General features: G+C 65.2%; 23 protein-coding genes. 17 read left to right on the plus strand and 6 right to left on the minus strand.

Features of this window, described 5'->3' with window-relative positions:
* Nucleotides 1–2: 2 nt before the first annotated feature.
* Nucleotides 3–350, minus strand: a complete 348-nt coding sequence (locus tag B7D75_RS06830; RefSeq protein WP_034080315.1) for an ArsC family reductase — start codon at nt 348–350, stop codon at nt 3–5.
* A gap of 286 nt (nt 351–636) precedes the next feature.
* On the opposite strand from B7D75_RS06830, the gene B7D75_RS06835 reads away from it, so the two are divergent.
* Nucleotides 637–990, plus strand: a complete 354-nt coding sequence (locus tag B7D75_RS06835) for a YkgJ family cysteine cluster protein (protein ID WP_012074687.1) — start codon at nt 637–639, stop codon at nt 988–990.
* Here the strand turns inward: B7D75_RS06835 and B7D75_RS06840 are convergent.
* Both B7D75_RS06840 and B7D75_RS06845 read right to left on the minus strand, forming a co-directional pair.
* Nucleotides 987–1,250 carry a hypothetical protein gene (locus B7D75_RS06840; RefSeq protein ID WP_012074688.1) on the minus strand — a complete coding sequence of 88 codons (264 nt, stop codon included), beginning with the start codon at nt 1,248–1,250 and terminating at the stop codon, nt 987–989. The genes B7D75_RS06835 and B7D75_RS06840 overlap by 4 nt on opposite strands.
* Nucleotides 1,251–1,577: 327 nt before the next feature.
* A complete protein-coding gene (locus B7D75_RS06845) occupies nt 1,578–1,937 on the minus strand; it encodes a hypothetical protein (protein ID WP_043102935.1) in 360 nt (119 codons plus the stop codon).
* Nucleotides 1,938–2,176: 239 nt separating this feature from the next.
* Here B7D75_RS06845 and B7D75_RS06850 point away from each other — a divergent pair, with 239 nt between their 5' ends.
* A complete protein-coding gene (locus tag B7D75_RS06850; RefSeq protein ID WP_079383493.1) occupies nt 2,177–3,922 on the plus strand; it encodes a Na+/H+ antiporter in 1,746 nt (581 codons plus the stop codon).
* A gap of 49 nt (nt 3,923–3,971) precedes the next feature.
* Here the strand turns inward: B7D75_RS06850 and dapC are convergent, their stop codons facing one another.
* From dapC to map, 3 genes are all read right to left on the minus strand, one after another.
* The gene (gene dapC / locus B7D75_RS06855) at nt 3,972–5,180 is read right to left on the minus strand and encodes a succinyldiaminopimelate transaminase (RefSeq protein WP_034080319.1); all 1,209 of its coding nucleotides are present in this window, start codon (nt 5,178–5,180) and stop codon (nt 3,972–3,974) included.
* A 17-nt stretch (nt 5,181–5,197) separates the two neighbouring features.
* Nucleotides 5,198–7,900 (minus strand): [protein-PII] uridylyltransferase, encoded by a 2,703-nt coding sequence (locus tag B7D75_RS06860; RefSeq protein WP_043102929.1) that lies wholly within the window; start codon nt 7,898–7,900, stop codon nt 5,198–5,200.
* Between the two features lie 166 nt (nt 7,901–8,066).
* Nucleotides 8,067–8,852, minus strand: coding sequence for a type I methionyl aminopeptidase (gene map, locus B7D75_RS06865; protein ID WP_034080321.1), 786 nt, complete (start codon nt 8,850–8,852; stop codon nt 8,067–8,069).
* Nucleotides 8,853–9,117: 265 nt separating this feature from the next.
* Here map and rpsB point away from each other — a divergent pair, with 265 nt between their 5' ends.
* The 15 genes from rpsB to rnhB all read left to right on the plus strand — a co-directional run bounded on the left by rpsB (nt 9,118) and on the right by rnhB (nt 23,588).
* Entirely contained in the window at nt 9,118–9,858 is a 741-nt protein-coding gene (gene rpsB, locus B7D75_RS06870; RefSeq protein WP_003153771.1) for a 30S ribosomal protein S2, read from the plus strand.
* 131 nt (nt 9,859–9,989) lie between these two features.
* Nucleotides 9,990–10,859, plus strand: a complete 870-nt coding sequence (gene tsf / locus B7D75_RS06875) for a translation elongation factor Ts (protein WP_003092393.1) — start codon at nt 9,990–9,992, stop codon at nt 10,857–10,859.
* Between the two features lie 200 nt (nt 10,860–11,059).
* Nucleotides 11,060–11,797 carry a UMP kinase gene (gene pyrH / locus B7D75_RS06880; RefSeq protein ID WP_012074693.1) on the plus strand — a complete coding sequence of 246 codons (738 nt, stop codon included), beginning with the start codon at nt 11,060–11,062 and terminating at the stop codon, nt 11,795–11,797.
* A 2-nt stretch (nt 11,798–11,799) separates the two neighbouring features.
* Nucleotides 11,800–12,357 carry a ribosome recycling factor gene (frr, locus tag B7D75_RS06885; RefSeq protein ID WP_012074694.1) on the plus strand — a complete coding sequence of 186 codons (558 nt, stop codon included), beginning with the start codon at nt 11,800–11,802 and terminating at the stop codon, nt 12,355–12,357.
* Nucleotides 12,358–12,372: 15 nt separating this feature from the next.
* Nucleotides 12,373–13,128: a polyprenyl diphosphate synthase gene (uppS, locus tag B7D75_RS06890; protein ID WP_003113863.1), complete on the plus strand. Its 756-nt coding sequence runs from the start codon at nt 12,373–12,375 to the stop codon at nt 13,126–13,128.
* Entirely contained in the window at nt 13,122–13,937 is an 816-nt protein-coding gene (gene cdsA, locus B7D75_RS06895) for a phosphatidate cytidylyltransferase (protein ID WP_003153763.1), read from the plus strand. The genes uppS and cdsA overlap by 7 nt, the downstream gene beginning before the upstream one ends.
* Complete coding sequence (gene ispC / locus B7D75_RS06900; protein WP_003153761.1) at nt 13,934–15,124, plus strand: 1-deoxy-D-xylulose-5-phosphate reductoisomerase; 1,191 nt, start codon at nt 13,934–13,936, stop codon at nt 15,122–15,124. The genes cdsA and ispC overlap by 4 nt, the downstream gene beginning before the upstream one ends.
* A 25-nt stretch (nt 15,125–15,149) precedes the next feature.
* On the plus strand, nt 15,150–16,502 hold the full coding sequence (gene rseP, locus B7D75_RS06905; protein WP_034080323.1) for a sigma E protease regulator RseP: 1,353 nt from the start codon (nt 15,150–15,152) through the stop codon (nt 16,500–16,502).
* Nucleotides 16,503–16,572: 70 nt separating this feature from the next.
* On the plus strand, nt 16,573–18,966 hold the full coding sequence (gene bamA / locus B7D75_RS06910; protein WP_012074696.1) for an outer membrane protein assembly factor BamA: 2,394 nt from the start codon (nt 16,573–16,575) through the stop codon (nt 18,964–18,966).
* Nucleotides 18,967–19,016: 50 nt separating this feature from the next.
* Nucleotides 19,017–19,523 carry an OmpH family outer membrane protein gene (locus B7D75_RS06915; protein ID WP_003153759.1) on the plus strand — a complete coding sequence of 169 codons (507 nt, stop codon included), beginning with the start codon at nt 19,017–19,019 and terminating at the stop codon, nt 19,521–19,523.
* Complete coding sequence (gene lpxD / locus B7D75_RS06920; protein WP_107113869.1) at nt 19,523–20,584, plus strand: UDP-3-O-(3-hydroxymyristoyl)glucosamine N-acyltransferase; 1,062 nt, start codon at nt 19,523–19,525, stop codon at nt 20,582–20,584. Before B7D75_RS06915 ends, lpxD begins: the two co-directional genes overlap by 1 nt.
* Before the next feature lie 45 nt (nt 20,585–20,629).
* Entirely contained in the window at nt 20,630–21,070 is a 441-nt protein-coding gene (gene fabZ / locus B7D75_RS06925) for a 3-hydroxyacyl-ACP dehydratase FabZ (protein ID WP_003092375.1), read from the plus strand.
* Nucleotides 21,067–21,843, plus strand: coding sequence for an acyl-ACP--UDP-N-acetylglucosamine O-acyltransferase (gene lpxA / locus B7D75_RS06930; RefSeq protein WP_034080325.1), 777 nt, complete (start codon nt 21,067–21,069; stop codon nt 21,841–21,843). Before fabZ ends, lpxA begins: the two co-directional genes overlap by 4 nt.
* 3 nt (nt 21,844–21,846) lie before the next feature.
* On the plus strand, nt 21,847–22,983 hold the full coding sequence (gene lpxB, locus B7D75_RS06935) for a lipid-A-disaccharide synthase (RefSeq protein ID WP_034080326.1): 1,137 nt from the start codon (nt 21,847–21,849) through the stop codon (nt 22,981–22,983).
* Nucleotides 22,983–23,588 carry a ribonuclease HII gene (gene rnhB / locus B7D75_RS06940; protein WP_003153754.1) on the plus strand — a complete coding sequence of 202 codons (606 nt, stop codon included), beginning with the start codon at nt 22,983–22,985 and terminating at the stop codon, nt 23,586–23,588. The genes lpxB and rnhB overlap by 1 nt, the downstream gene beginning before the upstream one ends.
* Nucleotides 23,589–23,690 lie beyond the last annotated feature (102 nt).

Raw genomic sequence — 23,690 nt, forward strand, 5'->3', positions numbered from 1 at the left:
GGTCAGGCCAGTGCGGCGGCGTAGGCGTCGGGCTTGAAGCCGACCAGTGTCCTGCCGCCCAGTTCCAGCACCGGGCGCTTGATCATCGACGGCTGGGCCAGCATCAGCTCGATCGCCGTGGCTTCGTCGAGATCGGCCTTCTGTGCTTCGTCGAGCTTGCGGAAGGTGGTGCCGGCGCGGTTGAGGATGGTCTGCCAGCCGTGCTCCGCGCACCAGCGGCGCAGGTGCTCGCGGTCGATGCCGACGGCCTTGTAGTCGTGGAAGTCGTAGGCGACCTTGTGCTCGTCGAGCCAGGTCCGCGCCTTCTTCATGGTGTCGCAGGCTTTGATGCCGTAGAGAACGTAAGTCATTGTTTTTCCTTCGGGGTTTTGGCTCCTCCAAAACCCCTCCAATATTCCTCAAAAATTCTCGTCAGATTATGCCACGTCGTATCGTCGAGTGCCGCGCTTGTCCGGCGAGGGAAGCTTGCCTGGTTTCCTGGCGCGTCCGCGAGGCGCACGGGCACACCGCGGCAGGAAGAAGAATTACCTTGGCGGGCGGGTCGTTTCGCTGCGCCTGGGAGGCGAACCGCCCGGGTCTTTCGGAATGTACGGATGGGCGCTGTACAATCCTTCCCCCTGTCGAGGAGAGAGCCACATGAGTTGCATCGGTCGCCAGATAGACCAGTTGCGCCTGCAGATACCGGGCTTCGCCTGCAAGCCCGGTTGCCACGATTGCTGCGGGCCGGTCACCGCGTCGTCGGAAGAGATGGCGCGGTTGCCGGTGAAGAGCGAGGCCGAGCACGATGCGGCGTTGGCCGCCTGGAACTGTGTCCACCTCGGTCCGGATGGCTGCGAGGCCTACGACGAGCGCCCGCTGATCTGCCGCCTGTTCGGCACCACGCCGAACCTGCCCTGTCCGGAAGGCAGGGGGCCCGAGGTGCCGGTGGAAGCCCATGTGGAACGCCAGGTGCATGCGTTGATCGCCAGCACCCGCCAGGTGCTGGTTTAGGTTTCCACGGGGCGCGCGGCGAGGGCCGGCGATTCCGTGGCGGGCCGCGTCTCGTCTGGCGAAAGATTCCGGAGGACAGCGGCGATCCGCTCGATGCTCTCTTCCAGTTCCAGCACCCGGTTGACCATGTACAGAATCATTTCCGGCGAACTCAGGTGCGCCAGGCGCATCGTTGCCTGCAGATCGTCGTGACGGTTTTCCCGGTCGGCCACCAGTCGTTCCGCCAGGTTCTTGAGCAGCAGTATCTCGGCGCGCGTCACGGACCGTCGCTCCGCGTTCCCATGGCAGGGAGAAAAAGCTCGTTCCATCTCGCGATCTACCCGAAACGGCTATATCCAAAGGTGTAATGCTACATTGACATCACTTCGCGGGTTGGACAATAGCTGCGTTCCAGACGCTTTCCGCAAGATAGGCGCGGCTGCGAGAGACCTCCGTTCGGATGGCCGCCGGCGGACGGCCGACCCCGCTCCCCGGTGGCACGCGGAGACGAAGCATGCGGACCAAAAAAAGCCCCGCCGGGAAGGCGAGGCTCAGGGGGAGAACAGCGTGCGGGGGCTCGCTGTCCGGGATGAATCCTTGGCGTTCGTTCAGCCGCAGGGCTGCTGCGGACCGCCGGTCATGCTCTCGACGCTGTCCAGCACGGCATGGCCCTTGCCGACCTTCTGCACGTCGTCGACGTCGCGCATGATGCTGCCGCCGTCGCTCATCTGATTGCGGGTCTTGATCAGGCTGGTGGTGATGTCCAGCAGGCTGCGTCCGGTGGCGATCAGGTCATTGGTGGCGCTGGGGGTGCAAGGGGCGTTGGCGGAGGCGACCTGGGCCTGGCCGGGTTGTCCGGGCTGGGTGGTGCGGTAGCCCTGGGTCAGTGCGTTCTGCTGGAGGCAGCCGGAGGTGGCGGCGAACATCGAGGTGAGCAGCAGTGCGGAGGCAAGTCCCTTGCTTGTCATGGCGGCATTCCTTTGTCTGGGTGGGGTGCTGCGCCCCGTACTCCTTCGGGGCGTCGTCCTGGCCGGCGCAGCAGGCGGGCCTGGATTGAAGGCGAGTGTAGGAGCGTCTTGCGGCACAATGAAATAGCTCGGATGTACTAGTGCGGGAACCTTGGCCGGGCGCTCCGGTCATCGCCCTGGAAGGGGCGGAAGCGCGGGGTAGAGCGGCAGGGCTAGGAAAGACTGTACGGATTGTGCGAATGTCGGATAGCTGCCTACCGATCGCGATGGTGCAATCGGCGCAGTCGCATCGTCCTGGGACGAAGCCGGAGATTCCCGCCCCCATGCAAACCGTGTACACCGTTCTGACCCTGCTGCTGGTCGTCGGCGCCACCCGCCTGGCCGCCCAGTTGCTGCCGTTGCCGCTGCCGCTGATCCAGATCGCCGCCGGCGCCCTGCTGGCCTTGCCTTCCCTGGGACTGCACATCGCCCTGGACCCGGAGCTGTTTCTCTTCCTGTTCATTCCGCCGCTGCTGTTCGTCGACGGTTGGCGCATTCCCAAGCGGGAAGTCTGGCGGATGCGCTGGCCGATCCTGATGATGGCCTTCGGCCTGGTGTTCTTCACCGTGGTCGGCGCCGGTTATTTCATCCACCTGCTGATTCCCGAAATTCCCCTGGCGGCGTCCTTCGCCCTCGCCGCCGTGCTTTCGCCCACGGATGCCCTGGCGGTCTCGGCGATCACCCAGGGGCGCCTGCCCAAGCGCCTGATGCACCTGCTCGAAGGCGAGGCGCTGATGAACGACGCCTCCGGCCTGGTGGCGTTCAAGTTCGCCATCGCCGCGGCCATGACCGGGGTGTTCTCGCTGGTGGACGCCAGCCTCGACTTCCTCCTGGTTGCGATCGGCGGCCTGGCCATCGGGGTGTTCCTCAGCTGGTCGCTGGGCCGCATCCGCGCCTGGATGATTTCCCGTGGCTGGGACGACCCGGCAACCCACGTGGTACTGATGCTGTTGCTGCCGTTCGCCTCCTACATGGTGGCGGAGCACCTCGGCGTCTCCGGGATTCTCTCTGCGGTGGCGGCCGGCATGATGCAGAGCTGGGTCGACCTGCTGCCGCGGCAGACTTCCACGCGCCTGCTCAATCGCAGCGTCTGGTCGATGCTGGAGTTCGCCTTCAACGGCGTGGTGTTCCTGCTGCTCGGCTTGCAGTTGCCGGACATCATGAAGTCGGTGGCCAACCACCACGGCGACCTGCTCTGGCGTTCCTCGCTGCTGCTGGCCTACGTGGCGGCGATCACCGCCGTGCTGATGCTGATCCGCTACGGCTGGGTCTACGGCTACTGGAAGCTGTCGCTGCGCATCGATCGCTGGCGCGGCAAGAGCCCGCCCGGGCTGAGCGGCATCTCTCTGCGCCGCCTCTCCGCCCTCAGTGCATTGAGCGGCGTGCGCGGTGCGGTGACCCTGGCGGCGGTGCTGTCGGTACCGATGAGCCTGATGGACGGCAGCGCCTTCCCGCAGCGCGACCTGATCATCTTCATCGCCACCAGCGTGATCCTGATTTCCCTGCTCGGCGCGACCATCGGCCTGCCACTGCTGCTGCGCGGGCTGCCGGCGAGCAACAATGGCGCCCACGAGCGCGAGCGGCGCGAGGCCTGGCGCAAGACCGCGGAGGCGGCGATCCGCGCCCTGGAGAACGAGGAACTGCCACTGGTGGAAGGCAACGATGCGGCGAACACTTCGCGGGTCGCCGAGGCGCGTGCGCAGATCATGGCCGAATACCGCCAGTCGCTGGATGCCGCGCCGACCACCGACGAGGCGCGCGACCAGGCCCAGGCCCTGGAGGTCGCCGACAAGGCCCTGCGCCTGAAGGCGTTGCGCGCGCAACGCCTGGAACTGTACCGGCAGCGGCGCAACAACGAGATCGACGACGAGACCCTGGGCGATATCCTGCGCGAGCTGGACCAGCAGGAAAGCTGGCTGACCAATCGCTTCGCCCGCTGGGTGTGAACGAAAAGGGATCGCCACGGCGATCCCTTTTCGTTTGTCCGCGCAGGCTTCAGCGCGCCCGCAGGTAGTCGCGGATGCGCTCGGCGGCCTCGACGCACTCGGCCAGCGGAGCCACCAGGGCCATGCGCACGCGGTTGGCGCCGGGGTTCTCGCCGTCCACCTCGCGAGACAGGTAGGAACCCGGCACCACCGTCACGTGCTGCCGCTCGAACAGCTCGCGGGTGAAGACGGTGTCGTCCACCGGGGTGCGCGCCCACAGGTAGAAACTGCCGTCCGGGCGCTGTACGTCGAGCACACCGTCGAGGATCGCCAGCACGGCGTCGAACTTCTCGCGGTACAGGCTGCGGTTGGCGCGCACATGGACCTCGTCGTTCCAGGCGGCGATGCTCGCCAGTTGGGTCTGCACCGGCATGGCGCAGCCGTGGTAGGTGCGGTAGAGGAGGAATTTCTTCAGGATTTCCGCGTCGCCGGCGACGAAGCCCGAGCGCAGGCCGGGCAGGTTGGAGCGCTTGGACAGGCTGTGGAACACCACGCAGCGGCTGAAATCCGTGCGGCCCAGTTCGGCACAGGCGTTGAGCAGGCCGGGCGGCGGGGCGTTTTCGTCGAAGTAGAGTTCGCTGTAGCACTCGTCGGCGGCGATCACGAAGTCGTAGCGATCGGCCAGGGCGATCAGCTTCTTCAGGGTCTCCAGCGGCACCAGGGCGCCGGTGGGGTTGCCGGGCGAGCAGAGGAAGAGAATCTGGCAGCGCTGCCAGGTCGCCTCGTCGACTGCGTCGAAGTCGGGATTGAAGCCGTTTTCCTCGCGGCACGGCAGGTAGTGCGGTTCGGCCCCGGCGAGCAGCGCCGCGCCTTCGTAGATCTGGTAGAACGGGTTCGGGCTGACCACCAGGCCGGGGGCCTCGCCGGGCTCGCTGCGGCGGACCACGGTCTGGGTGAAGGCGAACAGCGCCTCGCGGGTGCCGTTCACCGGCAGCACATGGCGCGCCGCATCCAGCCAGCCGGCCGGCACCGAGAAACGCCGCTCGCACCAGCGCGCGATGGCTTCGCGCAGGGCCGGCAGGCCGAGGGTGGTCGGGTAGACCGCAAGCTGGTCCAGGTTCTCCGCCAGGGTCTCGGCGACGAAGCTCGGCGAGCGGTGCTTGGGCTCGCCGATGGACAGTGCGATCGGCTTCAGCGTCGCGGGCGGCTGGGCGCCGCCGAGCAGGGCGCGGAGTTTCTCGAAGGGGTAGGGCTGCAGGTTGTCGAGTGCGGTATTCATGGCGTTGGCAAGGCTTCTCAGAAGTTTATCCGGGTGGGCAGGGTGTCCCGTCCGTTGTCCTGTGACAGTTGTTCGACCAGCGCGGCCTGCAGGCGCTTGCACAGGTCGGGGTCGGCGAGCGGCTGGTTGCGCGCGTCGGTGATGTAGAAGACGTCTTCCACGCGTTCGCCGAGGGTGGCGATCTTGGCGTTCTGCACCGACAGGTCGAAGTCGAGGAATATGCCGCCGATCCGCGCCAGCAGGCCGGGACGGTCGGGAGCGATGACCTCGAGCACCGAGACCTGGCGCAGCGCGTCGGTGGAGATGGTCACCTGCGGGGCGAAGGCGAAGTGCTTGAGTTGGCGCGGCACCCGACGCTGGATGATGGTGGGGTAGTCGTCGGGGTTCTTCAGCGCGTCGATCAGCCCTTCGCGGATCTCGGCGATGCGCTCCGGGTTGTTGCCGATGGAGTCGCCGTCGGCGTCCAGCACGATGTAGGTATCGAGGGTGAACTGGCTGGTGGAGGTGATGATCCGGGCGTCCTGGATGCTCAGGTTGAGCTGGTCCATGGCGGCCACGGTCACCGCGAAGAAGTCGTGCTGGTCGGCGGCGTAGATGAAGATCTGCGAGCCGCTTTCGAATTCGCGCTGGGTGGTTTCCTTGATCAGCACCAGCGGCGTGCCGTCGTCCGGGTGCTGGAGGATCGCCTCGGTGTGCCAGGCCACGTCGCCGGCGGTGTGGCGCAGGAAGTAGTCGTCGCCGAGCTGACTCCAGAGCTGCTCGGCGTCGTCCTGGTCGATGCCGTTGCGCACCAGTTGGTCGAGGGCCGCGGTCTGCGTCTGGCGGATCTGCTCCTCGCGGTCCACCGGGTTCTCCAGGCCGCGGCGCAGGGCGCGCTTGGTCTCGGTGTAGAGCTGCCGCAGCAGGCTGGCGCGCCAGGAGTTCCAGAGGGTCGGGTTGGTGGCGTTGATGTCGGCCACGGTGAGCACGTAGAGGTAGTCGAGGTGGGTCTGGTCGCCGACCAGTTGGGCGAAGTCGAAGATCACCTGCGGGTCGGAGAGGTCCTTGCGCTGTGCGGTGGTCGACATCACCAGGTGGTTCTGCACCAGCCAGGACACCAGCTGGGTGTCCCACAGCGGCAGCTGGTGGCTCTGGCAGAAGGCCTCGGCGTCCACCGCGCCGAGTTCGGAGTGGTCGCCGCCGCGGCCCTTGGCGATGTCGTGGTAGAGGCCGGCGATGTAGATCAGCTCCGGCTTGGGCAGGCGCTCGATGATCTTGCTCGCCAGCGGATATTTCTCGGCCATCTCCGGCCGGTTCAGCTTGCGCAGGTGCTTGATCAGGTTGAGCGTGTGCGCGTCCACCGTATAGATGTGGAACAGGTCGTGCTGCATCTGCCCGATGATGTGGCCGAATTCCGGCAGGTAGCGGCCGAGGATGCCGTAGCGGTTCATCCGCCGCAGGTTGCGATGGATGCCCTGGCTGCTCTTGAACAGTTCGATGAACAGGCTGGTGTTGCGGATGTCGTGGCGGAATTCGTCGTCGATCAGGTGCCGGCTGTCGCGCAGCAGGCGGATGGTGTCGGCGCGCACACCCTTGATCTCGGGGTGCTGGGCCATCAGCACGAAGATTTCCAGGAGGGCGAACGGGGTACGCTTGAAGACGTTCGGGTGGGTCACCTCGATGTAGCCGTCGCGCAACTGGAAGCGGCTGTTCAGCGGCTGGATCTGCACCGGCTGCTCGCAGGGCAGGATGACTTCCTCGAAGTGCTGGACGATCAGGTCGTTCAGCTCGGAGATCGCCATCACCACCCGGTAGTACTTCTGCATGAAACGTTCGACCGCCAGCTTGACGTCGTTGTCCTCGTAGCCGAAGAGGCGGGCGATGCTGCGCTGGTGGTCGAACAGCAGGCGGTCCTCGGCGCGCCCGGCGAGCATGTGCAGGGCATAGCGGACCCGCCAGAGGAACTCCTGGCTGGAGGCGAGCATGCTGCATTCGCTTTCCACCAGGAAGCCTTCGCGCACCAGGGCATGCAGGTTGAGGCTGCCGAACTGGCGGCGGGCCATCCAGAGGATGGTCTGGATATCGCGCAGGCCGCCGGGCGAGCCCTTGACGTTGGGTTCCAGGTTGTACTCGGTGTCGTTGTACTTGGCGTGGCGGCGCTGTTGCTCATGGCGCTTGGCCAGGAAGAATTCCTTGCTCGGCCACATATGCGCGCTGCCGGTCACTTCCAGCATGCGCTGGCGCAGGCTGTCCGGGCCGCAGATGGTACGGCACTCCATCAGGGTGGTGATCACCGTCAGGTCGGCGCGCGCCTCCTCGGCGCATTGCCGTACCGAGCGCACGCTCTGGCCGACCTCCAGGCCGATGTCCCAGAGCAGGGTGAGAAAGCCTTCGATCGGTTCGCGGAAGCTTTCCTGGTCCTCGCTGTCGAGGAGAATCAGCAGGTCGACATCGGAATAGGGGTGCAGCTCGCCGCGACCGTAGCCGCCCACGGCGACCAGCGCGATGTCGGCGTCGTCGCCCCAGTCGAAGCGCTGCCAGGCCTGCTGCAGGACCTGGTCGACGCACCAGGCGCGGTCTTCGATCAGGCGGCGGATGTCGCGACCGCTGTTGAAGCGCTGGTCGAGGACCTCGCGGAATTGCCGGATGGCCTTCTTGAAGGCGGCGATCGGGCTGGACTTCAAGGCCAGTTCCGCCTGGAACTGCCCGCGATCGAACAATTCGGGATCCACCTGCGGCATGCGGCCTTCCTTTATCTGCTAGCGATTGGGTTCGATACGCGAACGCCCCGTCCTGGTGCTGGTGTGCGCTATCCTGGTGCGGGTTGCGCGCCAGATCGGGGCGTCGGCCCCGCCGGAATGGGGCGGGACGTCGAGGCGCACGGCTGGCAGCAAAAGCCGGGCCGGATCAGGCGGCCGAGGTGCGCGGGAAGGTTTCGTCGTTGCGCAGGGTGAGGATCTCGTAGCCATCGGCGGTCACCAGCACGGTGTGCTCCCACTGGGCGGAGAGCTTGCGGTCCTTGGTGATGGCGGTCCAGCCGTCGCCGAGCAGGCGGGTTTCCGGGCGGCCCTGATTGATCATCGGCTCGATGGTGAAGATCATGCCTTCCTTCAGTTCGATACCGGTGCCGGCGCGACCGTAATGGAGGACCTGCGGCTCCTCGTGGAACACCGTGCCGATACCGTGGCCACAGTATTCGCGGACCACCGAGAAGCCGTTCTTTTCCGCGTGCTTCTGAATGATCTCGCCGATGTCGCCCAGGTGTGCGCCCGGACGCACCACGGAAATGCCCTTGTACATGCATTCCTGGGTGATCTGGCAGAGACGCTCGGCCCATTCCGCGGTCTTCCCGACCAGGAACATCTTGCTGGTGTCGCCGTGGTAGCCGTCCTTGATGACGGTGATGTCGACGTTGAGGATGTCGCCTTCCTTCAACGGCTTCTCGTTGGGGATGCCGTGGCAGACCACATGGTTGATCGAGGTGCAGATCGACTTGGGGAAGCCCTTGTAGTTCAGCGGGGCGGGGATCGCCTTCTGTTCGTTGACGATGTAGTCGTGGCAGATGCGGTCCAGCTCTTCGGTGGTCACGCCGGGCTTGATGTGCTCGCCGATCATCTCCAGCACTTCGGCGGCCAGGCGGCCGGCGATGCGCATCTTCTCGATATCATCAGGCGTCTTGATGGTGACGGTCATGCGAATTCTCTTGGGGCGTGCAAGCACGCATGAATAATAAGGAATACGCGATTCTAGCAGACCTGACCGACCGATCTACTCCCGCCCGGCCATCCGTCGCGGGTTTCACTGCGTCCACGGTTATGGTATAAAGCGCCCCGCTCCGAGGCTGCGGCCTTTTTCCGGAGCACAAACCCACACATGCATCGACACGATGACCTGGGTGCCCGCAAGGGTTGGTCATTGGGATGCGTGGAGGCCTAACCCGACTTATCGAGGAACTATCATGTCCCAAGTCAACATGCGCGATATGCTGAAGGCCGGTGTGCACTTCGGCCACCAGACCCGTTACTGGAACCCGAAAATGGGCAAGTTCATTTTCGGCGCGCGCAACAAGATCCACATCATCAACCTCGAAAAGACCCTGCCGATGTTCAACGAGGCCCTGACCTTCGTTGAGCGCCTGGCCGCCGGCAAGAACAAGATCCTGTTCGTCGGCACCAAGCGTTCCGCCGGCAAGATCGTTCGCGAGGAAGCCGCCCGTTGCGGCATGCCGTACGTCGACCACCGCTGGCTGGGCGGCATGCTCACCAACTACAAGACCATCCGCCAGTCGATCAAGCGCCTGCGCGACCTGGAAACCCAGGCCCAGGACGGTACCTTCGACAAGCTGACCAAGAAAGAAGCGCTGATGCGCAGCCGCGACCTCGAGAAGCTCGAGCGCAGCCTGGGCGGCATCAAGGATATGGGCGGCCTGCCGGATGCCCTGTTCGTGATCGACGTCGACCACGAGCGCATCGCCATCACCGAAGCCAACAAGCTGGGCATCCCGGTCATCGGCGTCGTCGATACCAACAGCAGCCCGGAAGGCGTCGACTATGTAATTCCCGGTAACGATGATGCCATCCGCGCCGTGCAACTCTATCTGAACTCGATGGCCGAAGCGGTAATCCGCGGCAAGCAGGGCGCTGCCACCAGCGCCGACGAGTTCGTCGAGGAAGCGCCGGCCGAATCCGCCGAAGGCTGATTCCGGGGCGTGCAGACGTCCTACGGTGCGCAGGAAGGGGGCTAGGCCCCCTTTTTGCCACCTTCGAGTTTCTGCCCGGCCCGGCCGGGCGCAAAGGTTTTTTGAGAGCTACCACTCAAGAGGATTTCGAAATGGCAGAAATTACTGCAGCCATGGTTAAAGAACTGCGCGAGCGTACCGGCTTGGGCATGATGGAATGCAAGAAGGCGCTGACCGCCGCCGGTGGCGACATCGAGAAGGCCATCGACGACATGCGCGCTGCCGGTGCGATCAAGGCTGCCAAGAAGGCCGGCAACATCGCCGCCGAAGGCTCGATCGCAGTCAAGATCGCTGCCGACAACAAAGCCGCCGTGATCATCGAAGTCAACTCCCAGACCGACTTCCTGGCCCTGCAGGACGACTTCAAGGGCTTCGTCGCCGAGAGCCTGGAGAAGGCCTTCAACGAGAAGCTGACCGACGCCGCTCCGCTGGTCGAAGCGCGCGAGGAAGCTCGCCTGGCCCTGGTCGCCAAGACCGGCGAGAACGTCAACATCCGTCGCCTGACCCGGGTCGAGGGTGACGTGGTCGGCGCCTACCTGCACGGCCACCGCATCGGTGTCGTGGTCAACCTGAAGGGCGGCAATCCGGAACTGGCCAAGGACATCGCCATGCATGTCGCCGCCAGCAACCCGCAGTTCCTGAGCGCTTCGGAAGTGTCCGAAGAAGCGATCGCGAAAGAGAAGGAAATCTTCCTGGCGCTGAACGCCGACAAGATCGCCGGCAAGCCGGAGAACATCGTCGAGAACATGGTCAAGGGTCGCATCAGCAAGTTCCTCGCCGAAGCCAGCCTGGTCGAGCAGCCGTTCGTGAAGAACCCGGAAGTGAAGGTCGGCGACCTGGCCAAGCAGGCCGGCGCCGAGATCGTCTCCTTCGTGCGCTACGAAGTGGGCGAGGGCATCGAGAAGGCCGAAGTCGACTTCGCTGCCGAAGTAGCTGCCCAGGTAGCCGCCACCAAGCAGTAACAAAGACGGTTCCGACTGTCGCCCCGGAAGAGGCTGCCCGCTGATGCGTGCGGCCTCTTCGTCAAAATGGGGAAGCGTCAGGGGCAGCTTCCGCGTTGCCGGCCCGCTCGGCGGGCTTGCACGCAACGCAGGCGCGAAGGCGTCTCCGCCCAGGACGGCAGCGCCGTCACGAATTTTTATCGCCGCAGGAGAAAAAGGTCATGGCTCAGCAAGTGAGCGCTCGTCAACCTCGCTATAAACGCATTCTTCTAAAATTGAGCGGCGAAGCCCTGATGGGCTCGGAGGAGTTCGGCATCGATCCCAAGGTGCTGGACCGCATGGCGCTGGAGATCGGCCAACTGGTCGGGATCGGCGTACAGGTCGGCCTGGTCATCGGCGGCGGCAACCTGTTCCGTGGCGCGGCGCTGTCCGCGGCCGGCATGGACCGCGTGACCGGCGACCACATGGGCATGCTCGCCACCGTGATGAACGGCCTGGCGATGCGCGACGCACTGGAGCGTTCGAACATCCCCGCGCTGGTGATGTCGGCGATCTCCATGGTCGGCGTGACCGACCATTACGACCGCCGCAAGGCCATGCGCCACCTGAACGGCGGCGAGGTGGTGATCTTCTCCGCCGGCACCGGCAACCCGTTCTTCACCACCGACTCGGCGGCCTGCCTGCGCGCCATCGAGATCGACGCCGACGTGGTCCTTAAGGCTACCAAGGTCGATGGCGTGTACACTGCCGACCCGTTCAAGGACCCGAATGCCGAGAAGTTCGAGCGCCTGACCTATGATGAAGTGCTCGACCGCAAGCTCGGCGTGATGGACCTGACCGCCATCTGCCTGTGCCGTGACCAGAACATGCCGCTGCGGGTGTTCAACATGAACAAGCCGGGCGCATTGCTGAATATTGTTGTGGGTGGTGCCGAAGGCACCCTGATCGAGGAGGGTTGAGAATGATCAACGAGATCAAGAAGGAAGCGCAGGAGCGCATGGGCAAGACCCTGGAAGCGCTGGGCCACGCCTTCGCCAAGATTCGCACCGGGCGTGCGCATCCGAGTATCCTGGATAGCGTCATGGTGTCCTACTACGGAGCCGACACGCCGCTGCGCCAGGTCGCCAACGTCACCGTCGAGGATTCCCGCACCCTGGCCCTGGCCGTGTTCGACAAGAGCATGATCCAGGCGGTCGAGAAGGCCATCATGACTTCCGACCTGGGCCTCAACCCGGCTACCGCCGGCACCACCATCCGCGTGCCGATGCCGGCCCTGACCGAGGAAACCCGCAAGGGCTACACCAAGCAGGCGCGCGCCGAGGCCGAGCAGGCGCGGGTGTCCGTGCGCAACATCCGCCGCGATGCGCTGGCCCAGCTGAAGGACCTGCAGAAGGAAAAGGAAATCAGCGAGGACGACGAGCGCCGCGCCGGCGACGACGTGCAGAAGCTGACCGACAAGTTCATCGGTGAGATCGAGAAGGCACTGGAAGCCAAAGAAGCGGACCTCATGGCTGTCTGAGGCCGGGCTGACGTCATGGAAAAGACCCGGAAGGATGTGTGCGTGCCACGCCATGTGGCCATTATCATGGACGGTAACAACCGCTGGGCGAAGAAGCGTCTTCTGCCCGGCGTCGCCGGCCACAAGGCCGGTGTCGATGCCGTCAGGGCGGTGATCGAGGTCTGCGCCGAGGCGGGGGTCGAGGTCCTCACCCTGTTCGCCTTTTCCAGCGAGAACTGGCAGCGTCCGGCCGACGAGGTCAGCGCGCTGATGGAGCTGTTCCTCGTGGCCCTGCGCCGCGAGGTGCGCAAGCTCGACGAGAACGGCATCCGCCTGCGCATCATCGGCGATCGCACGCGTTTCCATCCGGAGCTGCAGGCGGCCATGCGCGAAGCGGAAGCCGCCACCGCGGGCAACACCCGTTTCCTCCTGCAGGTCGCCGCCAACTACGGTGGCCAGTGGGATATCGTCCAGGCCGCCCAGCGCCTGGCGCGCGAGGTCCAGGGCGGGCACCTGGCGGCGGACGATATCTCCGCCGAGCTGCTCCAGGGTTGCCTGGTGACTGGCGACCAACCGCTGCCCGACCTGTGCATCCGCACCGGCGGCGAGCATCGCATCAGCAATTTCCTTCTCTGGCAGCTGGCCTATGCCGAGCTGTATTTCTCCGACCTGTTCTGGCCCGACTTCAAGCACGCGGCGATGCGGGCTGCCCTGGCGGATTTCTCCAAGCGCCAGCGCCGCTTCGGCAAGACCAGCGAGCAAGTCGAGGCCGAGGCCCGTCCGTCATGCTGAAACAACGGATCATCACGGCGCTGGTGCTGCTGCCCATCGCGCTGGGTGGTTTTTTCCTTCTCGAAGGGGCGTCCTTCGCCCTGTTCATCGGCGTGGTGGTCAGCCTGGGGGCCTGGGAATGGGCGCGCCTGGCCGGCTATGAGCGGCAGTTCGCCCGCGTCGCCTATGCCGCGCTGGTGGCCCTGCTGATGGTCGCGCTCTACCACCTGCCGCAACTGGCGGGCGCCGTGCTCCTGCTGGCGCTGGTCTGGTGGACCCTGGCCACGGTGCTGGTGCTCACCTACCCGGAAAGCGTCGGCTACTGGGGCGGCCGCTGGCGGCGCCTGGGAATGGGCCTGCTGATCCTGTTGCCGGCCTGGCAGGGCCTGGTCCTGCTCAAGCAGTGGCCGCTTGCCAACGGCCTGATCATCGCGGTGATGGTGCTGGTCTGGGGCGCGGATATCGGTGCCTATTTCTCCGGCAAGGCCTTCGGCAAGCGCAAGCTGGCGCCGCGGGTCAGCCCCGGCAAGAGCTGGGAAGGCGTATACGGCGGCCTGGCGGCAAGCCTGGCGATCACCCTGGTGGTCGGCCTCTATCGCGGCTGGTCCTTCGGCGCGCTGCTGCTGGCCCTGCTCGGCGCAGCCCTGGTGGTGTTCGTCTCCATCGTCGGCGACCTCACCGAAAGCATGTTCAAGCGCCAGTCCGGGATCAAGGACAGCAGCAGCCTGCTGCCCGGCCACGGCGGCGTGCTGGACCGCATCGACAGCCTGACGGCCGCTATCCCGGTGTTCGCGGCGCTGCTCTGGGCCGCCGGCTGGGGCGCGCCATGAGCCGGCCGCAGCGGATCAGCGTGCTCGGCGCGACCGGTTCCATCGGCCTGAGCACCCTGGATGTCGTCCAGCGCCATCCCGATCGTTACGAGGCCTTCGCCCTGACCGGCTTCAGCCGCCTCGCCGAACTCGAGGCGCTGTGCCTCAGGCACCGCCCGGTCTATGCGGTGGTGCCGGAGCAGGCCGCGGCGATCGCCTTGCAGGGCTCGCTCGCCGCGGCGGGCATCCGCACCCGGGTGCTGTTCGGCGAGCAGGCGTTGTGCGAAGTGGCCAGCGCGCCCGAAGTGGACATGGTGATGGCGGCCATCGTCGGCGCCGCCGGCCTGCCGTCGACCCTGGCCGCCGTCGAGGCCGGCAAGCGCGTACTGCTGGCCAACAAGGAAGCGCTGGTGATGTCCGGCGCGCTGTTCATGCAGGCGGTCAAGCGCAGCGGCGCAGTGCTCCTGCCGATCGACAGCGAGCACAACGCGATCTTCCAGTCGCTGCCGCGCAATTATGCGGATGGCCTGGAGCGGGTCGGCGTGCGCCGGATCCTCTTGACCGCCTCCGGCGGCCCGTTCCGCGAGACTCCGCTGGAGCAGCTCGCTTCGGTGACGCCGGAACAGGCTTGCGCGCACCCGAACTGGTCGATGGGGCGGAAGATCTCCGTCGACTCCGCCAGCATGATGAACAAGGGCCTGGAGCTGATCGAGGCGTGCTGGCTGTTCGACGCCCAGCCGAGCCAGGTCGAGGTGGTGATCCATCCGCAGAGCGTGATCCATTCGATGGTGGACTATGTCGACGGCTCGGTGATTGCTCAACTCGGCAATCCGGACATGCGCACGCCGATTTCCTATGCGATGGCCTGGCCGGAACGGATCGAGTCGGGGGTTGCGCCGCTGGACATGTTCGCCGTCGGTCGCCTGGATTTCCAGCGTCCCGACGAACAGCGCTTCCCCTGCCTGCGCCTGGCGCGCCAGGCCGCGGAAACCGGCGGCAGCGCTCCGGCCATGCTGAACGCCGCGAACGAGGTGGCCGTGGCCGCGTTTCTCGAGCGGCACATCCGTTTCAGCGACATCGCGGTTATCATCGAGGACGTGCTGAACCGCGAAGCGGTGACCGCAGTCGAATCGCTCGACCAGGTACTGGCCGCCGACCGCCGCGCGCGTTCGGTCGCCGGGCAGTGGTTGACCCGGTACGCCGGCTAGTCCTCGGACGGCCTGGAGGTAGGAGATGAGTGCGCTTTACATGATCGTCGGCACCCTGGTGGCCCTGGGCGTGCTGGTGACGTTCCACGAGTTCGGCCACTTCTGGGTCGCGCGACGCTGCGGGGTCAAGGTCCTGCGCTTCTCCGTCGGCTTCGGCACGCCGCTGCTGCGCTGGCACGACCGGCACGGCACCGAGTTCGTGGTGGCGGCCATTCCGCTGGGCGGCTACGTCAAGATGCTCGACGAGCGCGAGGCGGAAGTACCGGCCCATCTGCTCGAGCAGTCCTTCAATCGCAAGACGGTGCGTCAGCGGATCGCCATCGTCGCGGCTGGTCCCATCGCCAATTTCCTACTGGCGATTCTGTTCTTCTGGGTCGTCGCCCTGCTCGGTAGCCAGCAGGTACGCCCGGTCATCGGTTCCGTGGCGCCGGAGAGCCTGGCCGCCCAGGCTGGCCTGGAGGCCGGACAGGAGCTGTTGGCGGTGGATGGCGAGCCCGTCACCGGCTGGAACGGGGTCAACCTGCAGCTGGTTCGCCGTCTCGGCGAGAGCGGTACGCTGGAAGTGCGGGTGCAGGAAAAAGGCTCGAATGTCGATTCCACCCACCAGGTGCGTCTGGATGGCTGGCTGAAGGGCGAGGACAATCCCGATCCCATCGCCTCGCTGGGTATCCAGCCCTGGCGGCCGGCCTTGCCGCCGGTGCTGGCCGAGCTCGACCCCAAGGGGCCGGCGCAGGCCGCCGGGCTGAAGGTCGGCGACCGCTTGCAGGGCATCGATGGCGTCGCCGTCGACGACTGGCAGCAGGTGGTGGACAGCGTCCGCGCCCGCCCCGGGCAGCGCGTCCAGCTCAAGGTGCTGCGCGACGGCGAAGTGCTGGATATTGCCCTGGATCTGGCCTCGCGCGGCGAGGGCAAGGCCCGGACCGGCTACATGGGCGCGGGGGTTTCGGGCAGCGAATGGCCGGCGGAAATGCTCCGCGAAGTGAGCTACGGACCGCTGGAAGCGGTGGGTCAGGCGCTTTCGCGAACCTGGACCATGAGCCTGCTAACGCTCGACTCCATAAAGAAAATGTTGCTCGGCGAGCTCTCGGTAAAAAACTTGAGCGGGCCGATAACCATTGCTAAAGTGGCGGGCGCTTCAGCCCAGTCTGGCGTGGGGGATTTTCTCAATTTCCTGGCCTATCTGAGCATTAGCTTGGGGGTTCTCAACCTGCTGCCGATCCCTGTCCTCGATGGCGGGCATCTGTTGTTCTATCTGGTTGAGTGGGTGCGCGGGCGCCCATTATCCGAACGGGTACAGGCTTGGGGGATGCAGATCGGCATCAGTCTGGTCGTTGGCGTGATGTTGCTCGCTCTGGTCAACGATCTGAGTCGTCTGTAGTCATGTTGAATTCGAATCTGCCGCCCTTTGCGGCAGATTCTCTATTTGTCAGTTGGAAAAAAAGGACTCCATGAAACGCTTTCTGCTACCCGCGCTGCTGTCAGCGCTGATGATCGCCGAGGTTCACGCCGAGTCCTTCACTGTTTCCGATATCCGGGTCAATGGTTTGCAGCGGGTGTCCGCCGGCAGCGTGTTCGCCGCCCTGCCGCTGAACGTCGGCGAGACCGTCGACGACCAGTCCCTCGTCCAGGCCACCCGTTCCCTGTTCAAGACCGGTTTCTTCCAGGACATCCAGCTCGGCCGCGATGGCAACGTGCTGGTAGTCACTGTAGTAGAGCGCCCGTCGATCTCCAGCATCGAGATCGAGGGCAACAAGGCGATTTCCAAGGAAGACCTGCTCAAGGGCCTGAAACAGTCCGGCCTGGCCGAGGGCGAGATCTTCCAGCGCGCCACCCTCGAAGGCGTGCGCAACGAGCTGCAACGCCAGTACGTGGCCCAGGGCCGCTACTCGGCCGAGATCAACGCGGAAGTGATCCCGCAGCCGCGCAACCGCGTCGCGCTGAAGATCAACATCAACGAAGGCACGGTCGCCGCGATTTCCCACATCAACGTGGTGGGCAACACCGTCTTCTCCGAAGAAGACCTGACCGACCTGTTCGAACTGAAGACCACCAACTGGCTGTCGTTCTTCAAGAACGACGACAAGTACGCCCGCGAGAAGCTCTCCGGCGACCTCGAGCGCCTGCGTTCCTACTACCTGGACCGCGGCTACATCAACATGGATATCGCCTCCACCCAGGTATCCATCACCCCGGACAAGAAGCACGTCTACATCACCGTCAACATCAACGAGGGTGAGAAGTACACCATCCGCGACGTGAAGCTGACCGGCGACCTGAAGGTGCCGGAAGAGGAAGTGAAGCGCCTGCTGCTGGTGCAGAAGGGCCAGGTGTTCTCGCGCAAGGTGATGACCACCACCTCCGACCTGATCACCCGTCGCCTGGGCAACGAGGGCTACACCTTCGCCAACGTCAACGGCGTGCCGGAAGCCCACGACGATGACAAGACCGTCTCGGTGACCTTCGTCGTCGACCCGGGCAAGCGCGCCTACGTCAACCGCATCAACTTCCGCGGCAACACCAAGACCGAGGACGAAGTGCTGCGCCGCGAAATGCGCCAGATGGAAGGCGGCTGGGCCTCCACCTACCTGATCGACCAGTCCAAGGCCCGCCTGGAGCGCCTCGGCTACTTCAAGGAAGTCAACGTCGAGACCCCGGCGGTTCCCGGCACCGACGACCAGGTCGACGTCAACTACAGCGTCGAAGAGCAACCGTCCGGCTCGATCACCGCCAGCGTCGGCTTCGCCCAGAGCGCCGGCCTGATCCTCGGCGGCTCGATCAGCCAGAACAACTTCCTGGGTACCGGCAACAAGGTCAGCATCGGCCTGACCCGCAGCGAGTACCAGACCCGCTACAACTTCGGCTTCGTCGACCCCTACTGGACCGTCGACGGCGTCAGCCTCGGCTACAACGCCTTCTATCGGAAGACCGACTACGACGAGCTCGACGTCGACGTCGCCAGCTACTCGGTGAACAGCCTGGGCGCCGGCATGAGCATCGGCTATCCGATCAGCGAGACCTCGCGCCTGACCTACGGCCTGAGCGTGCAGCGCGACCAGATCGACACCGGCCGCTATACCGTGGACGAGATCTACGACTTCCTCGACAAGGAAGGCGACAACTTCACCAACTTCAAGGCTTCCATCGGCTGGTCCGAGTCGACCCTGAACAAGGGCGTGCTGGCCACCCGTGGTCACTCGCAGAGCCTGACCCTGGAAACCACCCTGCCGGGCAGCGACCTGTCGTTCTACAAAATCGACTACCGCGGGCAGGTCTTCGCCCCGCTGACCGACAACTACACCATGCGCTTCCACACCGAGCTGGGCTATGGCGACGGCTACGGATCCACCGAGCGCCTGCCGTTCTACGAGAACTACTACGCCGGCGGCTTCAACTCGGTGCGGGGTTTCAAGGACAGTACGCTAGGGCCGCGCAGTACTCCGTCAGTCGCTCGCGATGCCAATGGCAATCGTCTGCCCGACGGAGTACCAGATTCAAAAGGTCGCTATACCGACCCGGACCAGGATCCCGAAGCCTTCGGTGGTAACATCCTGATCACCGGCGGCGCCGAGCTGCTGTTCCCGATGCCGTTCGTCAAGGACCAGCGCCAGTTGCGTACCGTGCTGTTCTGGGACGTGGGTAGCACCTTCGATACCGACTGCCCGACCAAGACCACCACCAACTGCGACGGTATCAAGACCGACAACATCGCCAGTTCGGTGGGTGTCGGCCTGACCTGGATCACCGCGCTGGGCCCGCTGAGCTTCAGCCTGGCGACCCCGATCAAGAAGCCGGACAACGCGGAAACCCAGGTCTTCCAGTTCTCCCTGGGCCAGACCTTCTGATTTGTACGTAGTACCGAGTAACGAAACCATGCTTTGTGCAGGAGTGCATCGTGCGTAAGTTCACCCAGTTCGTCCTGATCACCGCGGCCATCATGGCGGCTCCTTCGGCGTTCGCTGAAATGAAGATCGCGGTGCTCAACTACCAGATGGCGCTGCTCGAGTCCGATGCCGCCAAGCAATACGCCGTGGATGCCGAGAAGAAGTTCGGCCCCCAGCTGAACAAGCTGAAGAACCTCGAGCGCGACGCCAAGGCGCTGCAGGACAAGCTGGTTTCCAACGGCAGCAAGATGTCCCAGGGCGACCGCGAGAAGGCCGAGCTGGATTTCAAGCAGAAGGCCCGTGACTTCCAGTTCCAGTCCAAGGAGCTGAACGAGTCGAAGGCCGCCGCCGACCGCGACATGCTGAAGAAGCTCAAGCCGAAGCTGGACCGGGCCGTCGAGGAAACCATCAAGAAAGGCGGCTACGACATGGTCATCGAGCGTGGCGCCGTGGTCGACGTCAAGCCGCAGTACGACATCACCCGCCAGGTGATCGAGCGGATGAACCAGCTGCGTTGATGATGAGTACCTTGTCCTACACCCTGGGCCAGCTGGCCGCGCATGTCGGCGCGCAAGTCCGTGGCGACGCGGACCTGCCGATCCAGGGCCTGGCGACCTTGCAGGAAGCCGGACCGGCCCATCTGAGCTTCCTGGCCAATCCGCAGTATCGCAAGTACCTGCCCGAAAGCCGTGCTGGCGCCGTCCTGCTGACGGCTGCCGACGCCGACGGGTTCGCCGGTACCGCACTGGTGGTGGCCAACCCCTACCTGGCCTATGCCAGCCTGTCGCACCTGTTCGACCGCAAACCCAGGGCTGCTGCCGGCATCCATCCGACCGCCATCGTCGCGGCGGACGCCGAGGTTCATCCGAGCGCCAGCATCGGCGCCTACGCGGTGGTCGAGGGCGGCGCGCGCATCGGCGCCGGCGTCAGCATCGGCGCGCACTGCGTGGTCGGCGCCCGCAGCGTGATCGGCGAAGGCGGCTGGCTGGCGCCGCGGGTCACGCTCTACCACGACGTCAACATCGGCGCACGGGTGAGCATCCAGTCCGGCGCGGTGATCGGCGGCGAAGGCTTCGGCTTCGCCAACGAGAAGGGCGTCTGGCAGAAGATCGCCCAGATCGGCGGGGTGACCATCGGCGACGACGTCGAGATCGGCGCGAACACCACCATCGACCGTGGCGCGTTGTCCGATACGCTGATCGGCAACGGTGTGAAGCTGGACAACCAGATCATGATCGCGCACAACGTGCAGATCGGCGATCATACCGCCATGGCCGCTTGCGTCGGCATTTCCGGCAGCGCCAAGATCGGCAGGCACTGCATGCTCGCCGGCGGTGTCGGCCTGGTCGGGCATATCGAGATCTGCGACAACGTTTTCGTGACCGGCATGACCATGGTGACCCGCTCGATCACCGAGCCGGGATCGTATTCCTCCGGTACCGCCATGCAACCGGCGGCCGAATGGAAAAAAAGCGCCGCGCGCATTCGTCAACTGGACGACATGGCGCGTCGACTTCAGCAGCTGGAAAAACGCCTGGCTGCCGTGACCTCAAGCGGTGACGCTTCATCTGATGCGTAATTGACGTTTTTTGCGTCACCCTTTTCTGAACAGGCTCCCCCTAACATGATGGACATCAACGAGATTCGCGAATACCTGCCTCATCGCTACCCTTTCCTGCTGGTGGATCGGGTGGTAGAGCTGGACATCGAAGGCAAGCGCATTCGCGCCTACAAGAATGTCAGCATCAATGAGCCGTTCTTCAACGGACATTTCCCGGAACATCCGATCATGCCGGGCGTGCTGATCATCGAGGCGATGGCCCAGGCGGCCGGTATCCTCGGTTTCAAGATGCTCGACGTGAAGCCGGCCGACGGTACCCTGTACTACTTCGTCGGTTCGGACAAGCTGCGCTTCCGCCAGCCGGTCCTGCCGGGCGACCAGTTGCAGTTGCACGCCAAGTTCATCAGCGTCAAGCGCAGCATCTGGAAGTTCGACTGCCACGCTACCGTCGACGACAAGCCGGTATGCTCGGCCGAAATCATCTGTGCGGAACGCAAACTATGAGTTTGATCGATCCTCGCGCCATCATCGATCCGAGCGCCAGACTGGCGCCTGACGTCCAGGTGGGCCCGTGGTCCATCGTCGGGGCGGAAGTGGAGATCGGTGAAGGGACGGTGATCGGTCCGCACGTGGTGCTCAAGGGGCCCACGAAGATCGGCAAGCACAACCGCATCTACCAGTTTTCCAGCGTCGGCGAGGACACTCCCGACCTGAAATACAAGGGCGAGCCGACGCGCCTGGTGATCGGTGACCACAACGTGATCCGCGAAGGGGTGACCATTCATCGCGGAACCGTCCAGGATCGCGCGGAAACCACCATTGGCGACCACAACCTGATCATGGCCTATGCGCATATCGGCCATGACAGCGTGATCGGCAACCATTGCATCCTGGTGAACAACACAGCGCTGGCCGGGCATGTCCACGTGGACGACTGGGCGATCCTCTCCGGCTACACCCTGGTGCACCAGTACTGCCGGATCGGCGCGCACAGCTTTTCCGGCATGGGCAGCGCCATCGGCAAGGACGTCCCGGCCTACGTGACGGTCTTCGGCAACCCGGCCGAGGCGCGTAGCATGAACTTCGAAGGCATGCGCCGGCGCGGCTTCAGCAGCGAGGCGATCCATGCCCTGCGGCGTGCCTACAAGGTGGTCTATCGCCAGGGGCATACCGTCGAGGAGGCCCTGGCCGAACTGGCCGAAAGCGCGGCGCAGTTCCCCGAGGTCGCGGTGTTCCGCGACTCGATCCAGAGCGCCACCCGCGGCATCACCCGCTGACCCATGGCTGGCAGATTGCGTGTAGCCCTGGTCGCCGGCGAGGCGTCCGGGGATATCCTCGGTTCCGGCCTGATGCAGGCGCTGCGGGCGCGGCATCCGGAGATCGAGTTCATCGGCGTCGGCGGTCCGCGCATGGAGGCCGAAGGGCTGTCCAGCTATTTCCCCATGGAGCGCCTGTCGGTGATGGGCCTGGTCGAAGTGCTGGGTCGCTTGCCGGAGCTGCTGCGGCGGCGCAAGCGCCTGATCCGTACGCTGATCGACGCCCGCCCGGACGTGATGATCGGCATCGACGCTCCCGACTTCACCCTCGGCGTCGAGCACCGGTTGCGCCAGGCCGGCCTGCGTACCGTGCACTACGTCAGTCCTTCGGTGTGGGCCTGGCGGCAGAAGCGGGTGCTGAAGATCCGCGAGGCCTGTGACCTGATGCTCGCGCTGTTTCCCTTCGAGGCGCGTTTCTACGAGGAGCATGGCGTTCCCGTGCGTTTCGTCGGCCATCCACTGGCCAACACCATTCCCCTGCAGGCGGATCGCGTGGCGGCTCGCGAGCGGCTCGGGCTGCCGCTGGACGGACAGGTCGTGGCGCTGATGCCGGGCAGTCGTGGCGGAGAGGTCGGCAAGCTTGGCGAACTGTTCCTCGACACCGCCCAGCGCCTGCTCGGCGAGCGGCCGGGCCTGCGTTTCGTGCTGCCCTGCGCCAGTGCCGCACGGCGCGAACAGATCGAGCGGATGCTCCAGGGCCGTGAGCCTCTGCCATTGACGCTACTCGACGGCGCTTCCCACGAAGCGCTGGCCGCCTGCGATGCGGTGCTGATCGCCTCCGGCACCGCGACCCTCGAGGCGCTGCTCTACAAGCGGCCGATGGTGGTGGCCTATCGGGTCGCCGGGTTGACCTACCGGATCCTCAAGCGCCTGGTGAAAAGCCCCTACATCTCTCTACCCAACCTGCTGGCCGGGCGCCTGCTGGTGCCGGAGCTGATCCAGGACGCCGCGACCCCGCGAGCGCTGGCCACGACCCTCTCGCCGCTGCTGGACGACGGTTCGCAGCAGGTCGAATTCTTCGACGCCATCCACCGCGCCCTGCGCCAGGATGCGTCGGCACAGGCGGCGGATGCCGTCCTGCAACTGGTGGAGCGCCGCTGATGCAACTGGGCCTGGATTTCAACCTGGTCGAGGACCTGGTCGCCGGTGTCGACGAGGTCGGTCGCGGCCCCTTGTGCGGGCCGGTGGTGACCGCCGCGGTGATCCTCGATCCGAGCCGGCCGATCCTCGGCCTGAACGACTCGAAGAAGCTCAGCGAAGCCCGCCGCGAGGCGCTGTTCGAAGAGATCCGCGAGAAGGCCCTGGCCTGGTGCGTCGCCCGCGCCGAGGTCGAGGAAATCGACCGCCTGAATATCCTCCATGCCACCATGCTCGCCATGCAGCGCGCGGTCGAGGGCCTGAGCGTGACCCCGCGCCTGGCCCTGATCGACGGTAACCGTTGTCCCCGGCTGGCGGTGCCCAGCGCACCGGTGGTCAAGGGGGACAGCCAGGTGCCGGCGATCGCCGCGGCATCGATCCTGGCCAAGGTCAGTCGCGACCGGGAAATGGTCGAACTCGACCGGCTCTACCCGGGCTACGGCATGGCCGGGCACAAGGGCTACCCGACCGCGGTCCATCTCGAGGCGCTTTCCCGCCTGGGGCCCACGCCGATCCACCGGCGTTCCTTTGCGCCGGTTCGCGAATTGCTGGATGCCTCTGTCGAGTAATTGATCGGATAATCGATCGCATGTCGCGTGGATGATCGTATCCGTCGCCTGGTGGCAAGCGGTGGGCCGTGTCAATAGCGGAAAGTCCTGCCCCTTCCTGCC

It is taken from the genome of Pseudomonas paraeruginosa, assembly GCF_003025345.2.
GTDB lineage: Bacteria > Pseudomonadota > Gammaproteobacteria > Pseudomonadales > Pseudomonadaceae > Pseudomonas > Pseudomonas paraeruginosa.